This window comes from Streptomyces sp. NPDC046261 (assembly GCF_040646235.1).
GTDB lineage: Bacteria > Actinomycetota > Actinomycetes > Streptomycetales > Streptomycetaceae > Streptomyces.
Genome location: NZ_JBEYZU010000001.1, coordinates 483,672 through 500,153 on the forward strand (window position 1 = coordinate 483,672; position 16,482 = coordinate 500,153).

14 protein-coding genes and 2 pseudogenes are annotated in these 16,482 nt (G+C 72.5%); 5 read left to right on the plus strand and 11 right to left on the minus strand.

The window, feature by feature from the left end:
- Window positions 1–8 precede the first annotated feature (8 nt).
- Window positions 9–1,385 carry a hypothetical protein gene (locus tag ABZ956_RS02275; RefSeq protein WP_361885611.1) on the plus strand — a complete coding sequence of 459 codons (1,377 nt, stop codon included), beginning with the start codon at window positions 9–11 and terminating at the stop codon, window positions 1,383–1,385.
- Between the two features lie 19 nt (window positions 1,386–1,404).
- Here the strand turns inward: ABZ956_RS02275 and mgtA are convergent, their stop codons facing one another.
- Together mgtA and ABZ956_RS02285 are read right to left on the minus strand one after the other, a co-directional pair.
- The gene (gene mgtA / locus ABZ956_RS02280; RefSeq protein WP_361885614.1) at window positions 1,405–3,984 is read right to left on the minus strand and encodes a magnesium-translocating P-type ATPase; all 2,580 of its coding nucleotides are present in this window, start codon (window positions 3,982–3,984) and stop codon (window positions 1,405–1,407) included.
- Window positions 3,968–4,372 carry a metalloregulator ArsR/SmtB family transcription factor gene (locus ABZ956_RS02285; protein WP_361885617.1) on the minus strand — a complete coding sequence of 135 codons (405 nt, stop codon included), beginning with the start codon at window positions 4,370–4,372 and terminating at the stop codon, window positions 3,968–3,970. The genes mgtA and ABZ956_RS02285 overlap by 17 nt, the downstream gene beginning before the upstream one ends.
- A 142-nt stretch (window positions 4,373–4,514) precedes the next feature.
- Between ABZ956_RS02285 and ABZ956_RS02290 the strand changes: the two genes are divergently transcribed.
- Window positions 4,515–4,784, plus strand: a complete 270-nt coding sequence (locus tag ABZ956_RS02290) for a GlsB/YeaQ/YmgE family stress response membrane protein (protein ID WP_361885620.1) — start codon at window positions 4,515–4,517, stop codon at window positions 4,782–4,784.
- Window positions 4,785–4,802: 18 nt separating this feature from the next.
- Here ABZ956_RS02290 and ABZ956_RS02295 read toward each other — a convergent pair whose 3' ends face one another.
- The 5 genes from ABZ956_RS02295 to sodN all read right to left on the minus strand — a co-directional run bounded on the left by ABZ956_RS02295 (window position 4,803) and on the right by sodN (window position 9,137).
- A complete protein-coding gene (locus ABZ956_RS02295) occupies window positions 4,803–5,453 on the minus strand; it encodes an HAD family acid phosphatase (protein WP_361885622.1) in 651 nt (216 codons plus the stop codon).
- Window positions 5,454–5,554: 101 nt separating this feature from the next.
- Window positions 5,555–6,937, minus strand: coding sequence for an ATP-binding protein (locus ABZ956_RS02300; protein WP_361885625.1), 1,383 nt, complete (start codon window positions 6,935–6,937; stop codon window positions 5,555–5,557).
- Window positions 6,934–7,617, minus strand: a complete 684-nt coding sequence (locus ABZ956_RS02305) for a response regulator transcription factor (RefSeq protein WP_361885628.1) — start codon at window positions 7,615–7,617, stop codon at window positions 6,934–6,936. The genes ABZ956_RS02300 and ABZ956_RS02305 overlap by 4 nt, the downstream gene beginning before the upstream one ends.
- Before the next feature lie 176 nt (window positions 7,618–7,793).
- On the minus strand, window positions 7,794–8,522 hold the full coding sequence (locus tag ABZ956_RS02310; protein ID WP_361885631.1) for a VC0807 family protein: 729 nt from the start codon (window positions 8,520–8,522) through the stop codon (window positions 7,794–7,796).
- Window positions 8,523–8,741: 219 nt separating this feature from the next.
- Entirely contained in the window at window positions 8,742–9,137 is a 396-nt protein-coding gene (gene sodN / locus ABZ956_RS02315; protein WP_071962366.1) for a superoxide dismutase, Ni, read from the minus strand.
- Window positions 9,138–9,279: 142 nt separating this feature from the next.
- Between sodN and sodX the strand changes: the two genes are divergently transcribed.
- Entirely contained in the window at window positions 9,280–9,762 is a 483-nt protein-coding gene (sodX, locus tag ABZ956_RS02320; protein ID WP_361885633.1) for a nickel-type superoxide dismutase maturation protease, read from the plus strand.
- A 44-nt stretch (window positions 9,763–9,806) separates the two neighbouring features.
- Here sodX and ABZ956_RS02325 read toward each other — a convergent pair.
- The 4 genes and pseudogenes from ABZ956_RS02325 to ABZ956_RS02340 form a co-directional block, all read right to left on the minus strand.
- Window positions 9,807–10,295 (minus strand): annotated as a pseudogene (locus ABZ956_RS02325) (ABATE domain-containing protein); the annotation flags it as partial.
- A 210-nt stretch (window positions 10,296–10,505) separates the two neighbouring features.
- A complete protein-coding gene (locus ABZ956_RS02330; protein WP_361885636.1) occupies window positions 10,506–11,267 on the minus strand; it encodes an amino acid ABC transporter ATP-binding protein in 762 nt (253 codons plus the stop codon).
- A pseudogene (locus tag ABZ956_RS02335) lies at window positions 11,264–12,235 on the minus strand (amino acid ABC transporter permease); the annotation flags it as partial. The pseudogene ABZ956_RS02335 and the gene ABZ956_RS02330, both read right to left, overlap by 4 nt.
- 369 nt (window positions 12,236–12,604) lie before the next feature.
- Window positions 12,605–13,573: an ABC transporter substrate-binding protein gene (locus ABZ956_RS02340; protein ID WP_361885639.1), complete on the minus strand. Its 969-nt coding sequence runs from the start codon at window positions 13,571–13,573 to the stop codon at window positions 12,605–12,607.
- 569 nt (window positions 13,574–14,142) lie between these two features.
- Here ABZ956_RS02340 and ABZ956_RS02345 point away from each other — a divergent pair.
- Both ABZ956_RS02345 and ABZ956_RS02350 read left to right on the plus strand, forming a co-directional pair.
- Window positions 14,143–15,357 carry an NADP-dependent malic enzyme gene (locus ABZ956_RS02345; protein ID WP_361885641.1) on the plus strand — a complete coding sequence of 405 codons (1,215 nt, stop codon included), beginning with the start codon at window positions 14,143–14,145 and terminating at the stop codon, window positions 15,355–15,357.
- Window positions 15,358–15,516: 159 nt separating this feature from the next.
- A complete protein-coding gene (locus ABZ956_RS02350) occupies window positions 15,517–16,479 on the plus strand; it encodes a zinc-binding dehydrogenase (RefSeq protein ID WP_361885644.1) in 963 nt (320 codons plus the stop codon).
- Window positions 16,480–16,482: the final 3 nt, after the last annotated feature.

The following is a 16,482-nucleotide window of genomic DNA, read 5'->3' on the forward strand; positions in this document are numbered from 1 at the left end:
GCAACACCATGTCCGCCACCGCCGTTCACCGGGCGCTTCCCCGGCCCCTGCTGGCACTGATCGTCGCGCTCCTCGCCGGGGCGGGCGCCGCGCTCCCCGCCCCCGCCACGGCGCACGCCGACGCCGCCCCCCGCGCCGTCGCCGGCCTCGACGCCGCGGCCGAGGCGCTGCGCAAGGGCCCCGTCTACGTCGACCCCGCCGTCTCCGCACAGCTCCCCGCGGCCGACGCCGACGCCCTGTCGAAGAAGATCAAGGACGCGGACAAGCCGATCTTCGTGGCCGTGCTCCCCAACTCGCCCGACTTCCCCATGGCCACCGTCCTGCGGGACCTGCGCACCAAGGTCGGCATCGCCGGCGTGTACGCCGTCCACCTCGGCGACGCCTTCAACGCGGCCGCCGACCGCTCGGTGATGTCCCGCAACGCGGTCACCAACCTCGTCGGCTCCGTCCAGCGGTCCGGCGGCGACGCGAAGACCCAGCTCGACAGCTTCGTCGAGCAGGCCGACCAGGTGGCCAAGGGCCACGCGCCCGGCTCCTGGGGCGGCGTGGAGCCCGAGGGCATCGGGACCGCCGGACTGATCACCGGCGGTGCGGTCGTCGTGGCCGGCGGTGCCGGCGCGTACGCCCTGTACCGGCGCAACAAGCGCCGCCGCGAGGAGCGCGAGCGCGCCGAGCTGGACACGCTGCGCGTGGTGGTGGACGAGGACATCACCGCCTTCGGCGAGGAACTGGACCGGCTGGACTTCTCCCCGTCCGAGCCCGGCGCCACCGACGAGATGCGCCAGGACTACGAGCGCGCCCTGGACGCGTACGAGGAGGCCAAGTCCAAGATGGCCGCGGCCACCAAGCCGCAGGACGTCACGGGCGTCACCGCGGCGGTGGACGACGGCCGGTTCGCCCTGGCCACCCTTGACGCGCGCCGCTCCGGCGCCCCGCTGCCCGAGCGCCGGCCGGCCTGCTTCTTCGACCCGCGCCACGGCCCCTCGGTCCAGGACGTGGAGTGGGCCCCGCCCGGCGGCACGGTCCGCACCGTACCGGCCTGCGCGGCGGACGCCGCCCGGCTGGCCGAGGGCGAGGAGCCGCTCTCCCGCCAGGTCGCGACCGCCCAGGGCCCCCAGCCGTACTGGAACGCCGGCCCCGCCTACGGGCCGTGGGCCGGAGGCTACTTCGGCGGCGGCCTGCTGCCGGGGCTGCTCATGGGCACGATGCTGGGCAGCATGCTCGGCGGCCCGGCCTACGCCGCGGGGCCCGAGGCGGGCGGTCCGGACGGGGGCGACTACACCGGGTCCGACTACAACTCCGACGACTTCGGGGGCGGGGGCTGGGGCGACGGTGGGGGCGGCGACTTCGGCGGCGGCGGGGACTTCGGGGGTGGGGGGTGGTGAATCGCCCCTCCCCGCCCTTTCACCGTTTCTTGTCCTCAATCGCCGGACGGGCTGGATTTCGGCGCCGTGCCACCGCCAGAGCCGCGCCGTACACCCCCAGCACCACCGCCAGCAGCCCGTAATACAGAGGCGGCAAAGGAGACATCGACAGCGCCGCCCCCAGCGGGGACAGCGGCAGGGCCAGCCCCACCAGGGCCAGCCCCGCCACCGCCGCCCCCACCGGCCACGGCACCCGCCCCGACCGCAGCAACAGCATCACCATGGCCTGCGTCAGCAGGTTCTCGGTGAACCACCCGGCGGGGAACGCCGCCTCCCCGGCCGCCGCCAGCAGCACCGCGAACGTCGCGAGGTCGGCCGCCGCGTTCAGCAGCCCGAACCCCGTCACGCGGCGCAGCAGGGCGCGTGGGCGCAGCACCGCCGGGCGGGACGCGGCGTCGGGGCCGGGGCGGTCGAAGGCCAGGGCGAGCTGGGCGGCGTCGAAGAAGAGGTTCTGCACCAGCACCTGCGCCGGGAACATCGGCAGGAACGGCAGCGTCAGCCCGGCCACCAGCATGGCGACGACGTTGCCGACGTTCGACGAGAGGGTGATCCGCAGGTAGGTGCCGATGTTGGCGGTACCGCGCCGGCCGGTGACGATCGCCCGGTCCAGGGTGGTGAGGTCCTTCGAGGCCAGGACCACGTCCGCCGCCTCGCGCGCCACCTCCACCCCGTCGCGGGGGCAGACGCCGACGTCGGCGGCGTGCAGGGCGGCCAGGTCGTTGACCCCGTCGCCCAGGAAGCCCGTGCTGTGCCCGCCGGCGCGCAGCGCCCGGACGATACGGGCCTTGTGGGCGGGGGTGCAGCGGGCGAAGACGGTGGTGCCGGCGGCCAGGCGGGCCAGCGCGGCGTCGTCCAGCGCGTCGAGGCGGTCGGCGGTGACCGGCGTGCCGGGCGGCAGGCCGAGCTCACGGCAGACCCGGGCGGCCGTGCCGGGGTGATCGCCGGTGAGGACCTTGACCGCGACCCCGCGCCGGGCGAGGGCGGTCAGGGCCCGGGCGGCGGTGGGCGCGGGCGCGTCGCTCAGGCCGACGAAGCCGGTGAAGGTCAGGTCGTGCTCGTCCGCCTCGGTGTACGGGCGCTCCCGCGCCGGCCGTTCGGCGCGGGCGACGGCGAGGACGCGCAGCCCGTCGCCCGCCAGCGCGGCGGCGCGCCGGGCGAGGCGCTCACGGTCGGCGGGGTCCAGGGCGCAGCGGTCCAGTACGTCCTCGGGGGCGCCCTTGACCACGAGGGTGTGGGTCCGGGCGAGGGCGAACCGGGGGTCTCCCGGGCGGCGTACGACGGCGGTGGACAGCCGCCGGCCGGGCCCGCAGGGCAGCGCGTCGACGCCCTCGTACTCCTCGCCCGCCGTCGCGTCCGCGTCCAGGAGCGCCTCGTCGAGGGCGTCCGGTACGGGCAGTTCCGCGAGGTGCAGCGTCCACCAGGCGTTGACGGAGGCCCAGTGCAGCACCGCGGGGTCCTCGTGGCCGTCCCCGTCGACGGCACGGGCGAGGACCGGCCGGTCCTCGGTGAGCGTGCCCGTCTTGTCCACGCACAGCACGTCCATCGCGCCGAGGTCGTACAGGGCGGGCAGCCGTCTGACGATCACCTCGCCGTCGCGGGCGAGCAGCGCCGCGCCGCGCGCGAGCACGCTCGTCACGATCACCGGCAGCATCTCGGGCGTCAGGCCGACGGCGAGGGCCACCGCGAACGGCAGCGTCTGCAGCCCGCGCCCCCGCAGCAGCGCGTCGGCGATCAGCACGACCGGCGCGGTGAGCAGCATGAACCGGATGAGCATCCAGGCGATGCCATTGACGGAACGTTCGAAGGGGCGGGGATTGCGCCGCCCGCGCCACCCGCCGGCCCGCGCGCTCTCCCGCGCTGTGGGGAGGGCGCCGGAGAGCAGCGTGTCGCGTCCGGTGGCGACGACCACCGCGCTCGCGGTGCCGGAGGCGACGCTGCTGCCCTGGAAGCAGAGCCGGCCCCGGTCGCCGTCCTGGTCGTCGCCGGAGGCCGACTTGGCGACCGGTGCCGACTCGCCCGTCAGCGCGGACTCGTGCACCGTCAGCCCCGTCGTGCGCAGCAGCCGCACGTCGGCCGGGACCAGGTCGCCGGGGGCCAGCAGGACGACGTCGCCCGGTACGAGCTCGGCGACCGGCAGCTCGCGGGTGGCCGGCGGGGCGTCCTCGCTCGCGCGGCGGCGCACGGTGGCCGTCGCGGCGACCAGGTCGCGCAGCGCCGCCGTCGAGCGGTCGGCGCGGTGCTCGCCCGTGGCCCGCAGCGCACAGCTGACCGCGACCAGGACGGCGATCACACAGGCCGTACCCCAGGCGGCCGTCCCCGCCGAGACGAGGCCGAGACCGAGCAGGACGGCGGTGAAGGGGTCGCGCAGGGCGCGGACGAGGCGGCGCGGCCAGGAGGCCGGCCGGCGCCCGGGGAACACGTTCTCGCCGTGGCGTGCGAGGCGGGCCGCCGCTTCCGCTTCGACGAGCCCGCGGGGTCCGCCGGCCAGGGCGCGCAGCACCTCCAGCGTGCTGCCACCGCCCTCGCCGGGGGCTCTGCGAGCCTCAGGCGCCCAGGCCACGGAGGCGTCCGGCGCCTGCGCCGGCGCTCGCGCCCGCGCCCGACCTGCGGTCGGCGAGCTGGCCGACCATGAGCCGGACGATCGTCACCACGTCGGGGTCGTCCACCAGGTACACCACCCGGCGCCCCTCGCGCCGGGAGCGCACCAGCCCCGCGAGCTTCAGCTTCGCCAGGTGCTGGCTGATCGCGGGCAGCGCGCCGCCGACCCGCTCGGCCAGCCCGCTCACGTCGCTCTCGCCCTGGGCCAGCGCCCAGACCAGGTGCAGCCGGGCGGAGGACGCGAGCAGGCCGAAGGCGGCGGCCGCCTCGGCCAGTACCTCGGCCGACGGGTCGCCCGGGTCGTCGAAGGACCCTTCGAAACCCTCGAAGCTCCCGACGCCTGCCGTCACTGTCGCTCTCCCGTCCCCGTCGGGCGCCCCTACGCCCGGGAAGGCCCCAGTCTAGGCACCGCCGACCGGCCCGGCCGCGTGACATGCACCCACCGTGCGCTGGGCAGCTCTATCGACAGGAATCGGTCACAAAGGGGAGGGCATGGAAATCTCAGGAGTTATCAGTGCGATCGTGATCGGAGCGATCATCGGTCTCCTGGGCCGGCTGGTCGTTCCGGGTCGCCAGAACATCGGGGTGCTGGCAACGGTCCTGGTCGGCCTCCTGGCGGCGTTCGTGGGCGCGTGGCTCGCCCATCCGCTGGGCCTGTACGACCGCAAGGGCGTGTTCTGGATCGTATGGATCATCCAGATCGGGCTGGCGGCCCTGGGCATCGTCGCGCTCGAACGTTTCCGGTCACGACGACAGCACTGAGAGGAGTCCCCGCCGTGGTCAGGACAGCTTGCCGCCGTAGTCCGGCAGCTTGAAGGTCCTCTCCGCGTGCCCACCGGCCAGGTCCGTGGAGTTGTTACCGATGTTGGCGATGATCGTGTAGCCCCGTGCCTCGATCTCCGCCCGCTTGGCGGTCTTGTACGTGCCCACGTCCTGGAACAGGTCGGGGAGGTGGCGCACGTACAGGCCGCTGACGGGGTAGCCGACCTGCCGCAGGTTCCACTCGGTGACCGAGTCGAGGATTCCGGGCCGGGCGGTGACGAAGAAGACCGCCGCGCCCCGGGCGTGGGCGTAGCGGGTCAGGTCCAGGACGGACCTGATCGCGGGGGTGGGAAAGGCCGTCCAGTGGAAGTCCGTCTCCAGCGAGCTGTTGTCGATGTCGAGGACGATGGCCTGTTTGCGGCCCTGCGGGGAGGCGGTGCGCTCGGCGATGTAGGGCGTCGCCTCGTCGATGACCGCCTTGACGTCGCGCTGCCAGACGGCGTAGTCGACGCCCTTGAGGCCGGCGGGGCCGCCGGTCGTGGCGGTGGCGCTGTGCTCACGGGGGACGGCCGCCTCGGCGGAGGCGGTGGTCGCGCAGACGGTGGCGAGGGTGGCGACGGCCACGCCGGCCGCGGTGGCCGCGCGGCGCGCTCTGATCGTTCCGGTCATGCATGGCATGTTCACGACCGGCGCTGGCCGGGCGGGAAAGCGCTGCTTACCGGCAGGTGACCGGCCGTAGGACCCTTTTCCCCGTTCTCCGTGTCACCCCCTCAGGGCACGGTGGGCAGGGTGACGGTGAAGTGGGCGCCGCGGTGGCTGTCCGCGATCTCCACGGTGCCCCGGTGGGCCTCGGCGATGCGACGGGCGATGGCGAGGCCGAGACCCGTGCCGCCCGTGTCGCGGGCCCGCGCGTCGTCGAGGCGGGTGAAGCGCTCGAAGACGCGGCGGCGGTCCACCGGCGCGATGCCCGGCCCGTCGTCCCGCACGTGCACGACGGCCAGGCCGCCCGGCTCGTCGCGCACGAGGCGGACGCGGACCTCCCGTTCGGCGTGCCGGTCGGCGTTGTCGAGCAGGTTGCCCAGCAGCCGGGCGAGCAGCGCGCGGTGGCCGTGCACCGGCACCGGCCCGGACCCCGTCTCCACCCGCAGCGCCGGCCGGCCGGGCGGGCGGCGCCGGGCGGTCTCCTCGCGGACCAGCGCGGCGAGATCGACCGGCCGGCCCCCGGGCAGGCCCGGCCCGCCGGCCGCGTCCAGGCGCGCCAGCAGCAGGAGGTCGGCCGTCAGCTCCTGCAGCCGCCGGGCGTCGCCCAGCGCCGCGGCCACGACCTCGGCCCAGTCGGCCCGGTCGGGATGGGCCAGGGCGATCTCCAGCTCCGTGCGCAGGGTGGCCAGTGGGCTGCGCAGCTCGTGCGAGGCGTCACCGACGAACCGGCGCTGCTGGTCGACGGCCTCCTGGAGCCGGTCCAGGGTCGTGTTCATGGTCTGCGCGAGCCGGGAGACCTCGTCGCGCGTGCGCGGCACCGGCACCCGGCGGTCCAGGTGGTGCGCGGTCAGCTCGGCGAACTGCGTACGGATGGCCTCGACCGGACGCAGCACCCGCCCCGCGACCACCCACGTCGTGCCCGCGACCAGCGCCGTGACCGCCACCACCCCGCCCGCCAGCGACCACACCACGGTGTTCAGCCGGCGCTGTTCGGCCCGCAGCGGGTTCGACACCAGGATGTACCGCGCGTAGTAGCCGGGGGCGACCCGGGGGCCGGTGCGGTGCAGGGGCTCCCTCGACGCGGGGTCCGTCCACGGCACCAGGGACAGCGCCGCGTCGGGCACCGGGTGGTCGATCTCCCGGTACCACAGCCGCTCCCCTTCCAGCGGATACGTCGACACCTTCAACTGGGGCGCACGGGGGAGGAGTTCGAGCCGGGTGCGGCGCCACTTCTCGTCGGTGTCCTGCCGCGTGCCGGCCACGTCGGCCTCGTAGGCCCGCACCGTCTTGTCCACCTCCTCGCCGGCCGCCCGCACCAGGTGGTTGCGTACGGACACGGCCGCCGCGACGGCACCGGCCGTCAGCGGGACGAGCGCGACCAGCACCGCGAGCAGGGTCAGCCGCCCGCGGATCGTGGCGGGCCGCCGCGCCGGCCACCGGCGGCGCCTCACCGCGGGGTGCCGTCCCCGGCGAGGCGGTAACCGGCGCCGCGCACCGTGCGGATGGTGTGCCGCCCGAACGGCGCGTCGATCTTCCGGCGCAGGGCGCTGACGTACACCTCGACGATGTTGACGTCGCCCTGGAACGCCTGGTCCCACACGTTCTCGATGACCTCGTGCTTGCCGACGACCTCGCCCCCGCGCCGCGCCAGGTACTCCAGCACCGCGAACTCCCTCGACGTCAGCTCCACTTCGACCGTCCCCCGCCGGCACCGTCGCGTGGCCGGATCGATCCACAGGTCCCCGACCCTGATGGCCGGGGGCCGTTCGGACCCGCCCCGGCGGACCAGCGCCCGCAGCCGGGCGATCAGGGTGACGTAGGAGAAGGGCTTGGTGACATAGTCGTCGGCCCCGGTGTCCAGCCCCTCCGCCTCGTCGTACTCGCCGTCCTTCGCGGTCAGCATCAGCACCGGCGTCCGCACCCCCGACTCGCGCATCCGGGCGCACACGCGGTAGCCGTTGAGGCCCGGCAGCATGACGTCCAGGACCACCACGTCGTAGCCGCCCTCGACGGCCATGTGCAGCCCGTCGCGCCCGTCGTGCGCCACCTCCACGACGATGCCCTCGGCCGCCAGCCCGCGCCGCAGAAGGCCGGCCATGCGCCGGTCGTCCTCCACCACCAGTATCCGCATGTCCTCAGAATGGCCCGCGGCCGCCCATTCCTGAAGATCGTTTCAGGCAACCTCAGCGTTCCTTCAGGCCCCCGGTGCCAGCATGCTCCTCGTCGCATCGCGTGACATTCGGGGGAGGGGCCCGTCCAGGAGGAGTCCTGTCCGGGCCCCGTCACGCACGGCCGTGCGCGACGGCCTCAGCCCTTGTCGCCCCCGGCCTCCGCCGCGACCATCTTCTCCATCGGGTCGACGGCCGTGGCGCCGCCGACCAGGAAGGCCAGCAGCAGGGCGAAGGCCAGGATCACATTGCCCAGCCACACCATCGTGTCCACCGGCAGGGTGTAGACGCCCACGACCCGCGCGACCGCCTCGGCCAGCAGGGCGGTGCCCCACACGACGGAGAACGTCCGCTCGGCCCGGCGGAAACGGCCGGATATCCGGGCCAGCCGGTCCCAGGCGGCGTGCTTGGCGGGCTCCCCCTTGGTGACCCAGGGCCGCAGAGCGACCGTCATCAGGGGGCGGCCGACGGCCACGGAGACCAGCACGACCAGGCCGACGACCGCACTGCCGACGCTCTCCTTGGCGAGCATCAGACGCACGTCGCCGGTGACCGAGCTCAGCAGCAGCCCCACGGCGTTCACGACGAGAATGAGTGCCGCCAGACCGTTGAGACGGCGGTCCCTGACGAGACCCCACACGGTCCGCGCGGCCGGCAGCGCGCTGCTCCAGGCCAGGGCGGCCAGGGTGCTCATCCCGAAGCCGTCGCTGAGCACGTAGTACGCGACCATCGGAATGACCGCGTCCACCACCAGCGGCGCCAGACTCTCCGTCAGCGCCCGGCGCCGCGTGACGCCGGCACCGGAACCGGCGCCGGGCGCCGCGGGGGCCGTGGTGGGGGGAGCCTCGGTGGCTGTGGCGGTCTGCATGCTCGGTCCTCCGTCATCGCTGCCTGCCCGGGCGCCGTACCCGGACCCCTACAGACTCGCCCGGCACCCCCACGGCGCGGCAGTACGAACCGTCAGCAGCTCGGCATGACTTTTGTCAGGAAGCGGGACATGACCCCCGCCGGGCGCCCCCGCACACGAGAAGGCGCCCACCGACACATCGGTGGGCGCCCTCGGCGTGAGCCGGACAGAAGACCGGGATCAGGCCTTCTTCGTCTCCCAGAAGATGCGGTCGATCTCGGCGATGAGCTCCAGCGCCTTCTCGCCCGTCTTCGGGTCCGTCGACGCCTTCGCGGTGCTCAGGGCCTTGAGGGTGTCATTGACCAGCTGGTGCAGCTGGGGGTACTTCTCGAAGTGCGGAGGCTTGAAGTAGTCGCTCCACAGCACCGACACGTGGTGCTTGGCCAGCTCCGCGCGCTGCTCCTTGATGACAGTGGCGCGGGCGCGGAAGTGGGGGTCCTCGTTGGCCAGGTACTTCTCCTGGACGGCCTTGACCGACTCGGCTTCGATGCGGGCCTGGGCCGGGTCGTACACACCGCAGGGCAGGTCGCAGTGGGCGCTGACCTTCACCTTGGGGGCGAACAGGCGGGAAAGCATGAGCTGTCCTTCCTCGTGATCGTCTTCTCAGGTGCGAGATTACTCGGTGCGGGAAGGCTTTTCTCGAGTGCCCCGGGGGGCCCAGGGCAAAAGTCCAGTGTCAGTCTGGGACTGGTGGAGGAACGGACGCGGAGGTGCCGTGGTGCAGGAGCAAGTGGACGAACGCGGGCAAGAGGTGGACCGCGAGCGCCGCGGACTGCTGCGGATCGGGCTGGCCGAGGTCTACAACCCCTCGATGGTCCCGACGCTGAACCCCGGGGACCAGCTCGTCGTGCGCTACGGGGCGGTGGTGCGTCCGGGTGACGTGGTGGTCCTGCGGCACCCGTTCCGGCAGGACCTGCTGATCGTCAAGCGGGCGGTCGAGCGGCGCGACGGCGGCTGGTGGGTGACCGGGGACAACCCGCTCGTGGAGAACGACAGCCGGGAGTTCGGGACGGTGCCGGACGAGTTCGTGGTGGCCCGGGCCTGGGTGCGGCTGCGCCCGCCCCCGGGGGCGGGTCAGCGGTCGGCGGGGGCGCTGCTGTCGTGGGCGGCCTCGGCCGTACGGCCCGTACGGTCCGTACGGTCCGTCGCTTCCCCGGGGTCCCCCGGGCGCTCGCTCTCCAGGCGCTTGCGGGCGCGGTAGGCGGCCACGTTGGCGCGGGTGGCGCAGCGGTCGGAGCAGTAGCGCCGGGAGCGGTTGGTCGAGGTGTCCAGGTAGGCGTTGCGGCAGGGCGTGGCCTGACAGATGCCCAGCCGGTCGACGCCGTACTCGGTGAGGTGGACGGCCAGGCCCATGCTCGCGGTCGCGGTGAAGGTGGCTCCGGCGTTGGCGGCGTGGTCGGCGATGTGCATGTGCCACTTGGGGCGGCCGTCCTCGTCGCGGTACTCGTGCCCGGAGATCTGCGGGCTGACCGGGAACTCCATCAACAGCGCGTTGAGCAGGTCGACGGCCCGTACCTCGTCGCCCTCGGCCGCCGCCTCGAACACCGCGCGCAGCCGGCCCCGCGCCGACCTCAGCCGGGTCAGGTCGCCGTCGGTCAGCCGACGGGCCGACTGGGTCGCCGGCCCGAAGAGCTCGCGCGCCGCCTCCAGCGAGGTGAGCGTGTCGACGCCCCGGGCCGGCTGCTCGGTGTTGACCAGCCGCACGGCGAAGTCCGAGTAAGAGGCCAGTTCCACTGTCGGTCCTTATGCAGAGGGCTGCGGTCGCGGAGAGCGGTCGTCCGTGGCCGTTCCGTAATGCCCGTTTCTCCTTCGAGGGTATTACAAACCAGGGGCGGTCCGCGGCGGACGGGGTGCCGGCGGCCCCGGACGACGCGACAGCGCGGGGGTACGGCCCGTAAGGCCGTACCCCCGCGCTGTGGGTGTCCCGTGTACCGCCGGCGCCGGTCAGAGCACCTTCGACAGGAAGGACTTCGTCCGCTCGTGCTGGGGGTTGGTCAGCACCTCGCGCGGGTTGCCCGACTCGACGACGACGCCCTGGTCCATGAAGACCACCGAGTCGCCGACCTCGCGGGCGAAGCCCATCTCGTGGGTGACCACGATCATCGTCATGCCGTCCTCGGCGAGGCCGCGCATGACGTCCAGGACGTCGCCCACCAGCTCGGGGTCGAGCGCCGAGGTCGGCTCGTCGAAGAGCATCAGCTTCGGCTCCATCGCCAGCGCCCGCGCGATCGCCACCCGCTGCTGCTGGCCGCCGGAGAGCTGGGAGGGGTAGTTGCCGGCCTTGTCGGCGAGGCCGACGCGGTCGAGCAGCTTCAGGGCCCGCTCCCGGGCCACCGCCTTCGTCTCGCCCTTGACCTGGACCGGCGCCTCCATGACGTTGGCCAGCGCCGTCATGTGCGGGAAGAGGTTGAAGCGCTGGAACACCATGCCGATGTCCCGGCGGTTACGGGCCACCTCGCTGTCCTTGAGCTCGTACAGCTTGTTGCCCTGCTGGCGGTAGCCGACCAGCTGGCCGTCCACGTACAGCTTGCCCGCGTTGACCTTCTCCAGGTGGTTGATGCACCGCAGGAAGGTGGACTTGCCGGAACCGGAGGGGCCGATGAGGCAGAACACCTCGCGGGGGGCGACCTCGAGGTCGATGCCCTTGAGGACCTGGACCGCGCCGTAGGACTTGTGGACGCCCTCGGCCTTCACCATCGCGGTCATGCGCTGACACCTCCGGGGGAACGGTGGCTGAAGGTGGACAGGTTCTTCTTGACCTTCTGCCACGGGGTGAGCGGCAGGCTGCGCAGCGAGCCGCGCGCGTAGTGCCGCTCGAGGTAGAACTGGCCGACGCTGAAGACGCTGGTCAGGATCAGGTACCAGGTGGCAGCCAGGAAGAGCATCTCGACCGTGGCGCCCGTGGTCTGCCCGATGTCGGACGTCGAGCGCAGCAGCTCGAGGTACTGGGCCGCGCTCGCCGCCAGCGACGAGGTCTTGAGCATGTTGATGAACTCGTTGCCGGTCGGCGGCACGATCACGCGCATCGCCTGCGGCAGCACGATCCGGCGCAGCGTCTTGCTCTGGTTCATGCCCAGCGCGTGCGAGGCCTCGGTCTGGCCTTCGTCGACCGACTGGATGCCCGCGCGGACGATCTCCGACATATACGCGGCCTCGTTGAGCCCCAGGCCGAGCAGCGCGGCCATGAAGGGGGTCATGAAGTCGCTCATCTCGTCCCGGTAGATGGGGCCGAGATTGATGTACGGGAAGATCAGCGCGAGGTTGAACCACAGCAGCAGCTGGACGAAGACCGGGGTGCCCCGGAAGAACCAGATGTAGCCCCAGGCGACCGACGAGGTCACCGGGTTCTTCGACAGCCGCATCACCGCCAGCACGATGCCGAGCAGCAGGCCCAGCACCATGGCGAGGATCGAGATCAGGACCGTCTTGCCGAGGCCGGAGAGGACGGAGGAGTCGAAGAGGTAGTCCGGGATGGCGCTGTAGCGGACGTTCGCGGTGGCGAAGGCGTTCACCAGCAGGCCCAGCAGGGCCAGGACGAGGACGGCGGAGACCCACCGCCCGTAGTGCCTCACCGGGATCGCCTTGACCGCCTCGGGCGCGACGGCGGTCTTGACGGGGGCCGGATCGTCGGCCGGATCCGCCTTGGCGTCGGCCTTGGCATCGGCCTTCTCGGTGGAGACCTTCTTGGCGGGCTCGGCCTTGTCGGCGGGCTCGGCCTTCTTGGCGTCGGCCTTCTTGGTGTCCGCCTTCTCGGCGGGCTCCGGCTCGGCCTCGGCGTCGGGCTTGGCCTCGGCCTCAGGCTTCGCCTCCGGCTCGGCCTTCTTCGCAGCCTCGGACTCGGGCTCGGGCTCCGGCTCGGCGTCGGACTTGGGCTCGGGCTCGGAACCGGCCTTGTCGGCGGGCTCCGGCTCCGGCGTGGACGCCGCCTCGACCTCGGGCTCCGGGGTGGACTCGGGCTCCGGCTTGTCGGGCTTGTCGGGGGAAGCAGTCACGGATGATGCCTTTCAGCGTTGCCGTACGAGGGGGACAGGGAGGCAAGCGGGTCAGGAACCGCCGTTGATCTTGACTTCCTTGACGGCGCCGGCGTCGACGCCCCAGGTCTTGATGACCTTCTCGTACGCACCGTTCTTGATGATCGCTTCGAGGGCTTCCTTGAGCGCGTCCCTCAGCTGGGTGTTGTCCTTGGCGACGGCGATGCCGTACGGGGCGGCCTCCACCTGCTCGCCGACCGACTCGAAGTCGTTGCCGCCGCCGGAGGTCTTCACCGCGTAGGCCGCGACGGGGAAGTCGCTGGAGACGGCGTCGACGCCACCGGCCTTCAGGCGGGTCTGGGCCTCGAGGTCGGTGTCGAACGCCTCGATGCCGATCGAGTCCTTGTCGTCGCTCTCGCACTTCTCGGACTGCGACTTGCCCAGGTCGTGCGAGACCGTGCCCCGCTGTACGGCGATCTTCTTGCCGCAGAGGTCTTCCCAGCCCTTGATGTCCTTGGTGTCGCCCTTCTTGGTGTAGAGCGAGACACCGGCATTGAAGTAGTCGATGAAGTCGACGCCCTCGGCGACCTTCTTCTTCGTCTTGGGGTCGATGCCTTCCTGGCGGTCCTTGGTGTCGGTCATCGCGGACATGGCGATGTCGTACCGCTTGGAACGCAGGCCGGTGAGCAGGGCGTCGAAGGTGCCGTTCTGGAACTCGACCTTCACGCCGAGTTCCTTGCCCATGGCGGCGGCGATGTCGGGGTCGATGCCGACGACCTTGCCGTCCTTCTTGAATTCCACGGGCGGGTAGGCGATGTCGGAGCCCACCTTGAGGACGCCGGCGTCCTGGACCTTCTTCGGCAGCTTGCCGAACAGGGGGGCGTCGGAGCCCTTCGCGGTCGCGGCGCCATTGCCGGTGGTCGTCTTGTCACGCTGGTCGCCACAACCGGTCAGCAGCAGGGTGCCGGCGACCGCGATCGCGCCGGCCGCGGCCAAACGACTCCTGGCAGCGGTCGGGCGGGGGGTGGTGCTTGCGGTCATTGCTGGTTCCTCCTGCGGGTGAGGGGATATCCGACTGGTAACGCTGCAATCACGCAATACACGGCCGATGCCGCAGCACACTTCCTCGTGGGCCGCGACCTCGTGCGGTCTGCGCATCTTGCCATCCGGACTGCCCCATTCGGGGGGCCAGCCATGTCAAAATCGGATAACGGGTGATCGCCAAGCCGTACAGGACGGTTCATACCCTTTCGTCTTCTGTGTCTCCTCTGGGCGCCTTCTGATCGCGAGACCCATCTCACGTGGGCGCCGTCTCACTCCCTGGACACCCCGGCGTATCCGTCACCAGTTGACACGTTCCGGGTGGGATCGGGGGCGGGAGTCGTGCCGCACCGAGCCGGAACTCACTCGTCGGCCGTAGCGCTCTTCCGGTAGAAAGACCAGTTACACCCCTCACCCGGGGCTCAGGGCGCGTGTGTGCGGCGCGCCCGGTGTCCGTACTCCCCCCGCGGCGGCCCATCCGCCCTCCGGGGCGCGGGCACGGTGCCCGACGCGCTCCGCAATCCCAGGGGCGGCTACCCTCGACGGCAATCGACAAAGGGGTCAATGAAGTGGCAGCGGAGATCGTGAATCCTCGCAGCGACAATGGCGCGGACGACGGAGCTCACGGAGAGTTCTTCGATCCGGCCTTTGCGCTGCACCGTGGCGGAAAGATGGCGATCCGGGCGACCGTCCCGGTGCGGGACAGGGACGACCTGTCCCTCGCCTACACGCCGGGCGTCGCCAAGGTGTGCAGCGCCATCGCGGAACAGCCCGAGCTCGTCCACGACTACACCTGGAAGTCCCAGGTCGTCGCGGTCGTGACGGACGGCAGCGCCGTACTCGGCCTGGGGGACATCGGTCCCGAGGCGTCCTTGCCCGTGATGGAGGGCAAGGCGATCCTCTTCAAGCAGTTCGGCGGCGTGGACGCCGTGCCGATCGCGCTCGACTGCCGGGAGGTCGACGAGATCGTCGAGACCGTCGCCCGCCTGGCACCGTCCTTCGGCGGCATCAACCTGGAGGACATCTCCGCTCCCCGCTGCTTCGAGGTGGAGCGCAAGCTCCAGGAGCGCGTGGACATCCCCGTCTTCCACGACGACCAGCACGGCACCGCCGTCGTCACGCTCGCCGCGCTGCGCAACGCCGCGCGGCTGACCGACCGGGCGCTCGGCGACCTGCGCGCCGTGATCTCGGGTGCGGGCGCCGCCGGCGTCGCCATCGCCCGGATCCTGGTCGAGGCGGGCATCGGCGACGTGGCGGTCTGCGACCGCAAGGGCATCGTGTCGCGGGAGCGCGAGGACCTCACCGAGGTCAAGCGCGAGCTGGCGGGCTTCACCAACAAGGCCGGTCTGTCCGGCAGCCTGGAGGCGGCGCTGGACGGGGCGGACGTCTTCATCGGCGTCTCGGGCGGCACGGTGCCCGAGGCGGCGGTGGCGCGGATGGCGAAGAACGCGCTGATCTTCGCCATGGCCAACCCCACCCCGGAGATCCACCCGGACGTCGCCCACAAGTACGCGGCCGTCGTCGCCACCGGCCGCAGCGACTACCCGAACCAGATCAACAACGTGCTCGCCTTCCCCGGCATCTTCGCCGGCGCCCTGCAGGTGCGCGCCTCGCGCATCACGGAGGGCATGAAGCTCGCCGCCGCCGAGGCGCTGGCCGCGGTGGTGGCGGACGAGCTCAGCGCGGAGTGCGTGATCCCGTCCCCCTTCGACGAGCGGGTCGCCCCCGCCGTGACGGCGGCCGTGGCCGCCGCCGCACGCGCGGAGGGCGTCGCGCGGCGCTGACGCGCCGGACGCCGCGCGGGGCCGGACCGGCTACATACGGTCCGGCCCCGCGCCTTCGCGCGACGGGGAGTCGTCCGACCGGTGACGAGCCCAGGACGCGGCGCGTGTCACACCGGCATGAGGTTCCCTCGCCGTGCCCCCGGGGCTAGGTTTCGGTTCATGTTCGCCGCCTACGCCGCACGCATCGACCGTGACCAGCCGCTGAACGGACTCGAGTTGGGGGAGCGCCCCGAGCCCGAGGCACGGCCCGGCTGGACGACCGTCAACGTCAAGGCCGCCTCGCTCAACCACCACGACCTGTGGTCGCTGCGCGGCGTGGGCCTCGGCGAGGCGGCGCTGCCGATGATCCTCGGCTGCGACGCCGCCGGGACCGACGAGCACGGCAACGAGGTCGTCGTCCACTCCGTCATCGGCCAGACGGGCCACGGCGTGGGCCCCGACGAGCCCCGCTCCATCCTCACCGAGCGCTACCAGGGCACCTTCGCCGAGCGCGTCACCGTCCCCGCCTGGAACGTGCTGCCCAAGCCGAAGGAGCTCTCCTTCGAGGAGGCCGCCTGCCTGCCCACCGCCTGGCTGACCGCCTACCGCATGCTCTTCACCAACGCGAACGTACGTCCCGGCCAGAGCGTCCTGGTGCAGGGCGCCGGCGGCGGGGTGGCCACGGCCGCCATCGTCCTGGGTGCGGCGGCGGGCCTGCGGATCTTCGCGACCAGCCGTGACGAGGCCAAGCGCAAGCGCGCCGTCGAGCTGGGCGCGCAAGCCGCCTTCGAAGCCGGCGCCCGGCTGCCGCACCGCGTGGACGCCGTCATCGAGACCGTGGGCGCGGCCACCTGGTCGCACTCGGTGAAGTCCCTCAAGCCCGGCGGCACGCTCGTCATCTCCGGCGCGACCAGCGGCGACCGCCCGGCGGCCGCCGAGCTGACCCGCATCTTCTTCCTGGAGCTGAAGGTCGTCGGTTCGACGATGGGCAGCAAGGACGAGCTGGCGGACCTCCTCAGCCTCTGCGCGACCACGGGCGTACGCCCACTGATCGACTCCGTCCTGCCCCTCGACCGGGCCCGCGAAGGCTTCGAAAAGATGTCCAGCGGCGATCTGTTCGGCAAGGTGGTCCTGACGGTATGAACG

Bases quoted from the DNA above. Each gene is read 5' to 3' on its own strand.
- ABZ956_RS02275 (WP_361885611.1), top strand. From the start codon at position 9: ATGTCCGCCACCGCCGTTCACCGGGCGCTTCCCCGGCCCCTGCTGGCA.
- ABZ956_RS02290 (WP_361885620.1), top strand. From the start codon at position 4,515: ATGGAAATCTCAGGAGTTATCAGTGCGATCGTGATCGGAGCGATCATC.
- ABZ956_RS02295 (WP_361885622.1), bottom strand. From the start codon at position 5,453: ATGACCGGAACGATCAGAGCGCGCCGCGCGGCCACCGCGGCCGGCGTG.
- ABZ956_RS02305 (WP_361885628.1), bottom strand. From the start codon at position 7,617: ATGCGGATACTGGTGGTGGAGGACGACCGGCGCATGGCCGGCCTTCTG.
- ABZ956_RS02310 (WP_361885631.1), bottom strand. From the start codon at position 8,522: ATGCAGACCGCCACAGCCACCGAGGCTCCCCCCACCACGGCCCCCGCG.
- sodN (WP_071962366.1), bottom strand. From the start codon at position 9,137: ATGCTTTCCCGCCTGTTCGCCCCCAAGGTGAAGGTCAGCGCCCACTGC.
- ABZ956_RS02330 (WP_361885636.1), bottom strand. From the start codon at position 11,267: ATGACCGCGATGGTGAAGGCCGAGGGCGTCCACAAGTCCTACGGCGCG.
- ABZ956_RS02340 (WP_361885639.1), bottom strand. From the start codon at position 13,573: ATGACCGCAAGCACCACCCCCCGCCCGACCGCTGCCAGGAGTCGTTTG.
- ABZ956_RS02350 (WP_361885644.1), top strand. From the start codon at position 15,517: ATGTTCGCCGCCTACGCCGCACGCATCGACCGTGACCAGCCGCTGAAC.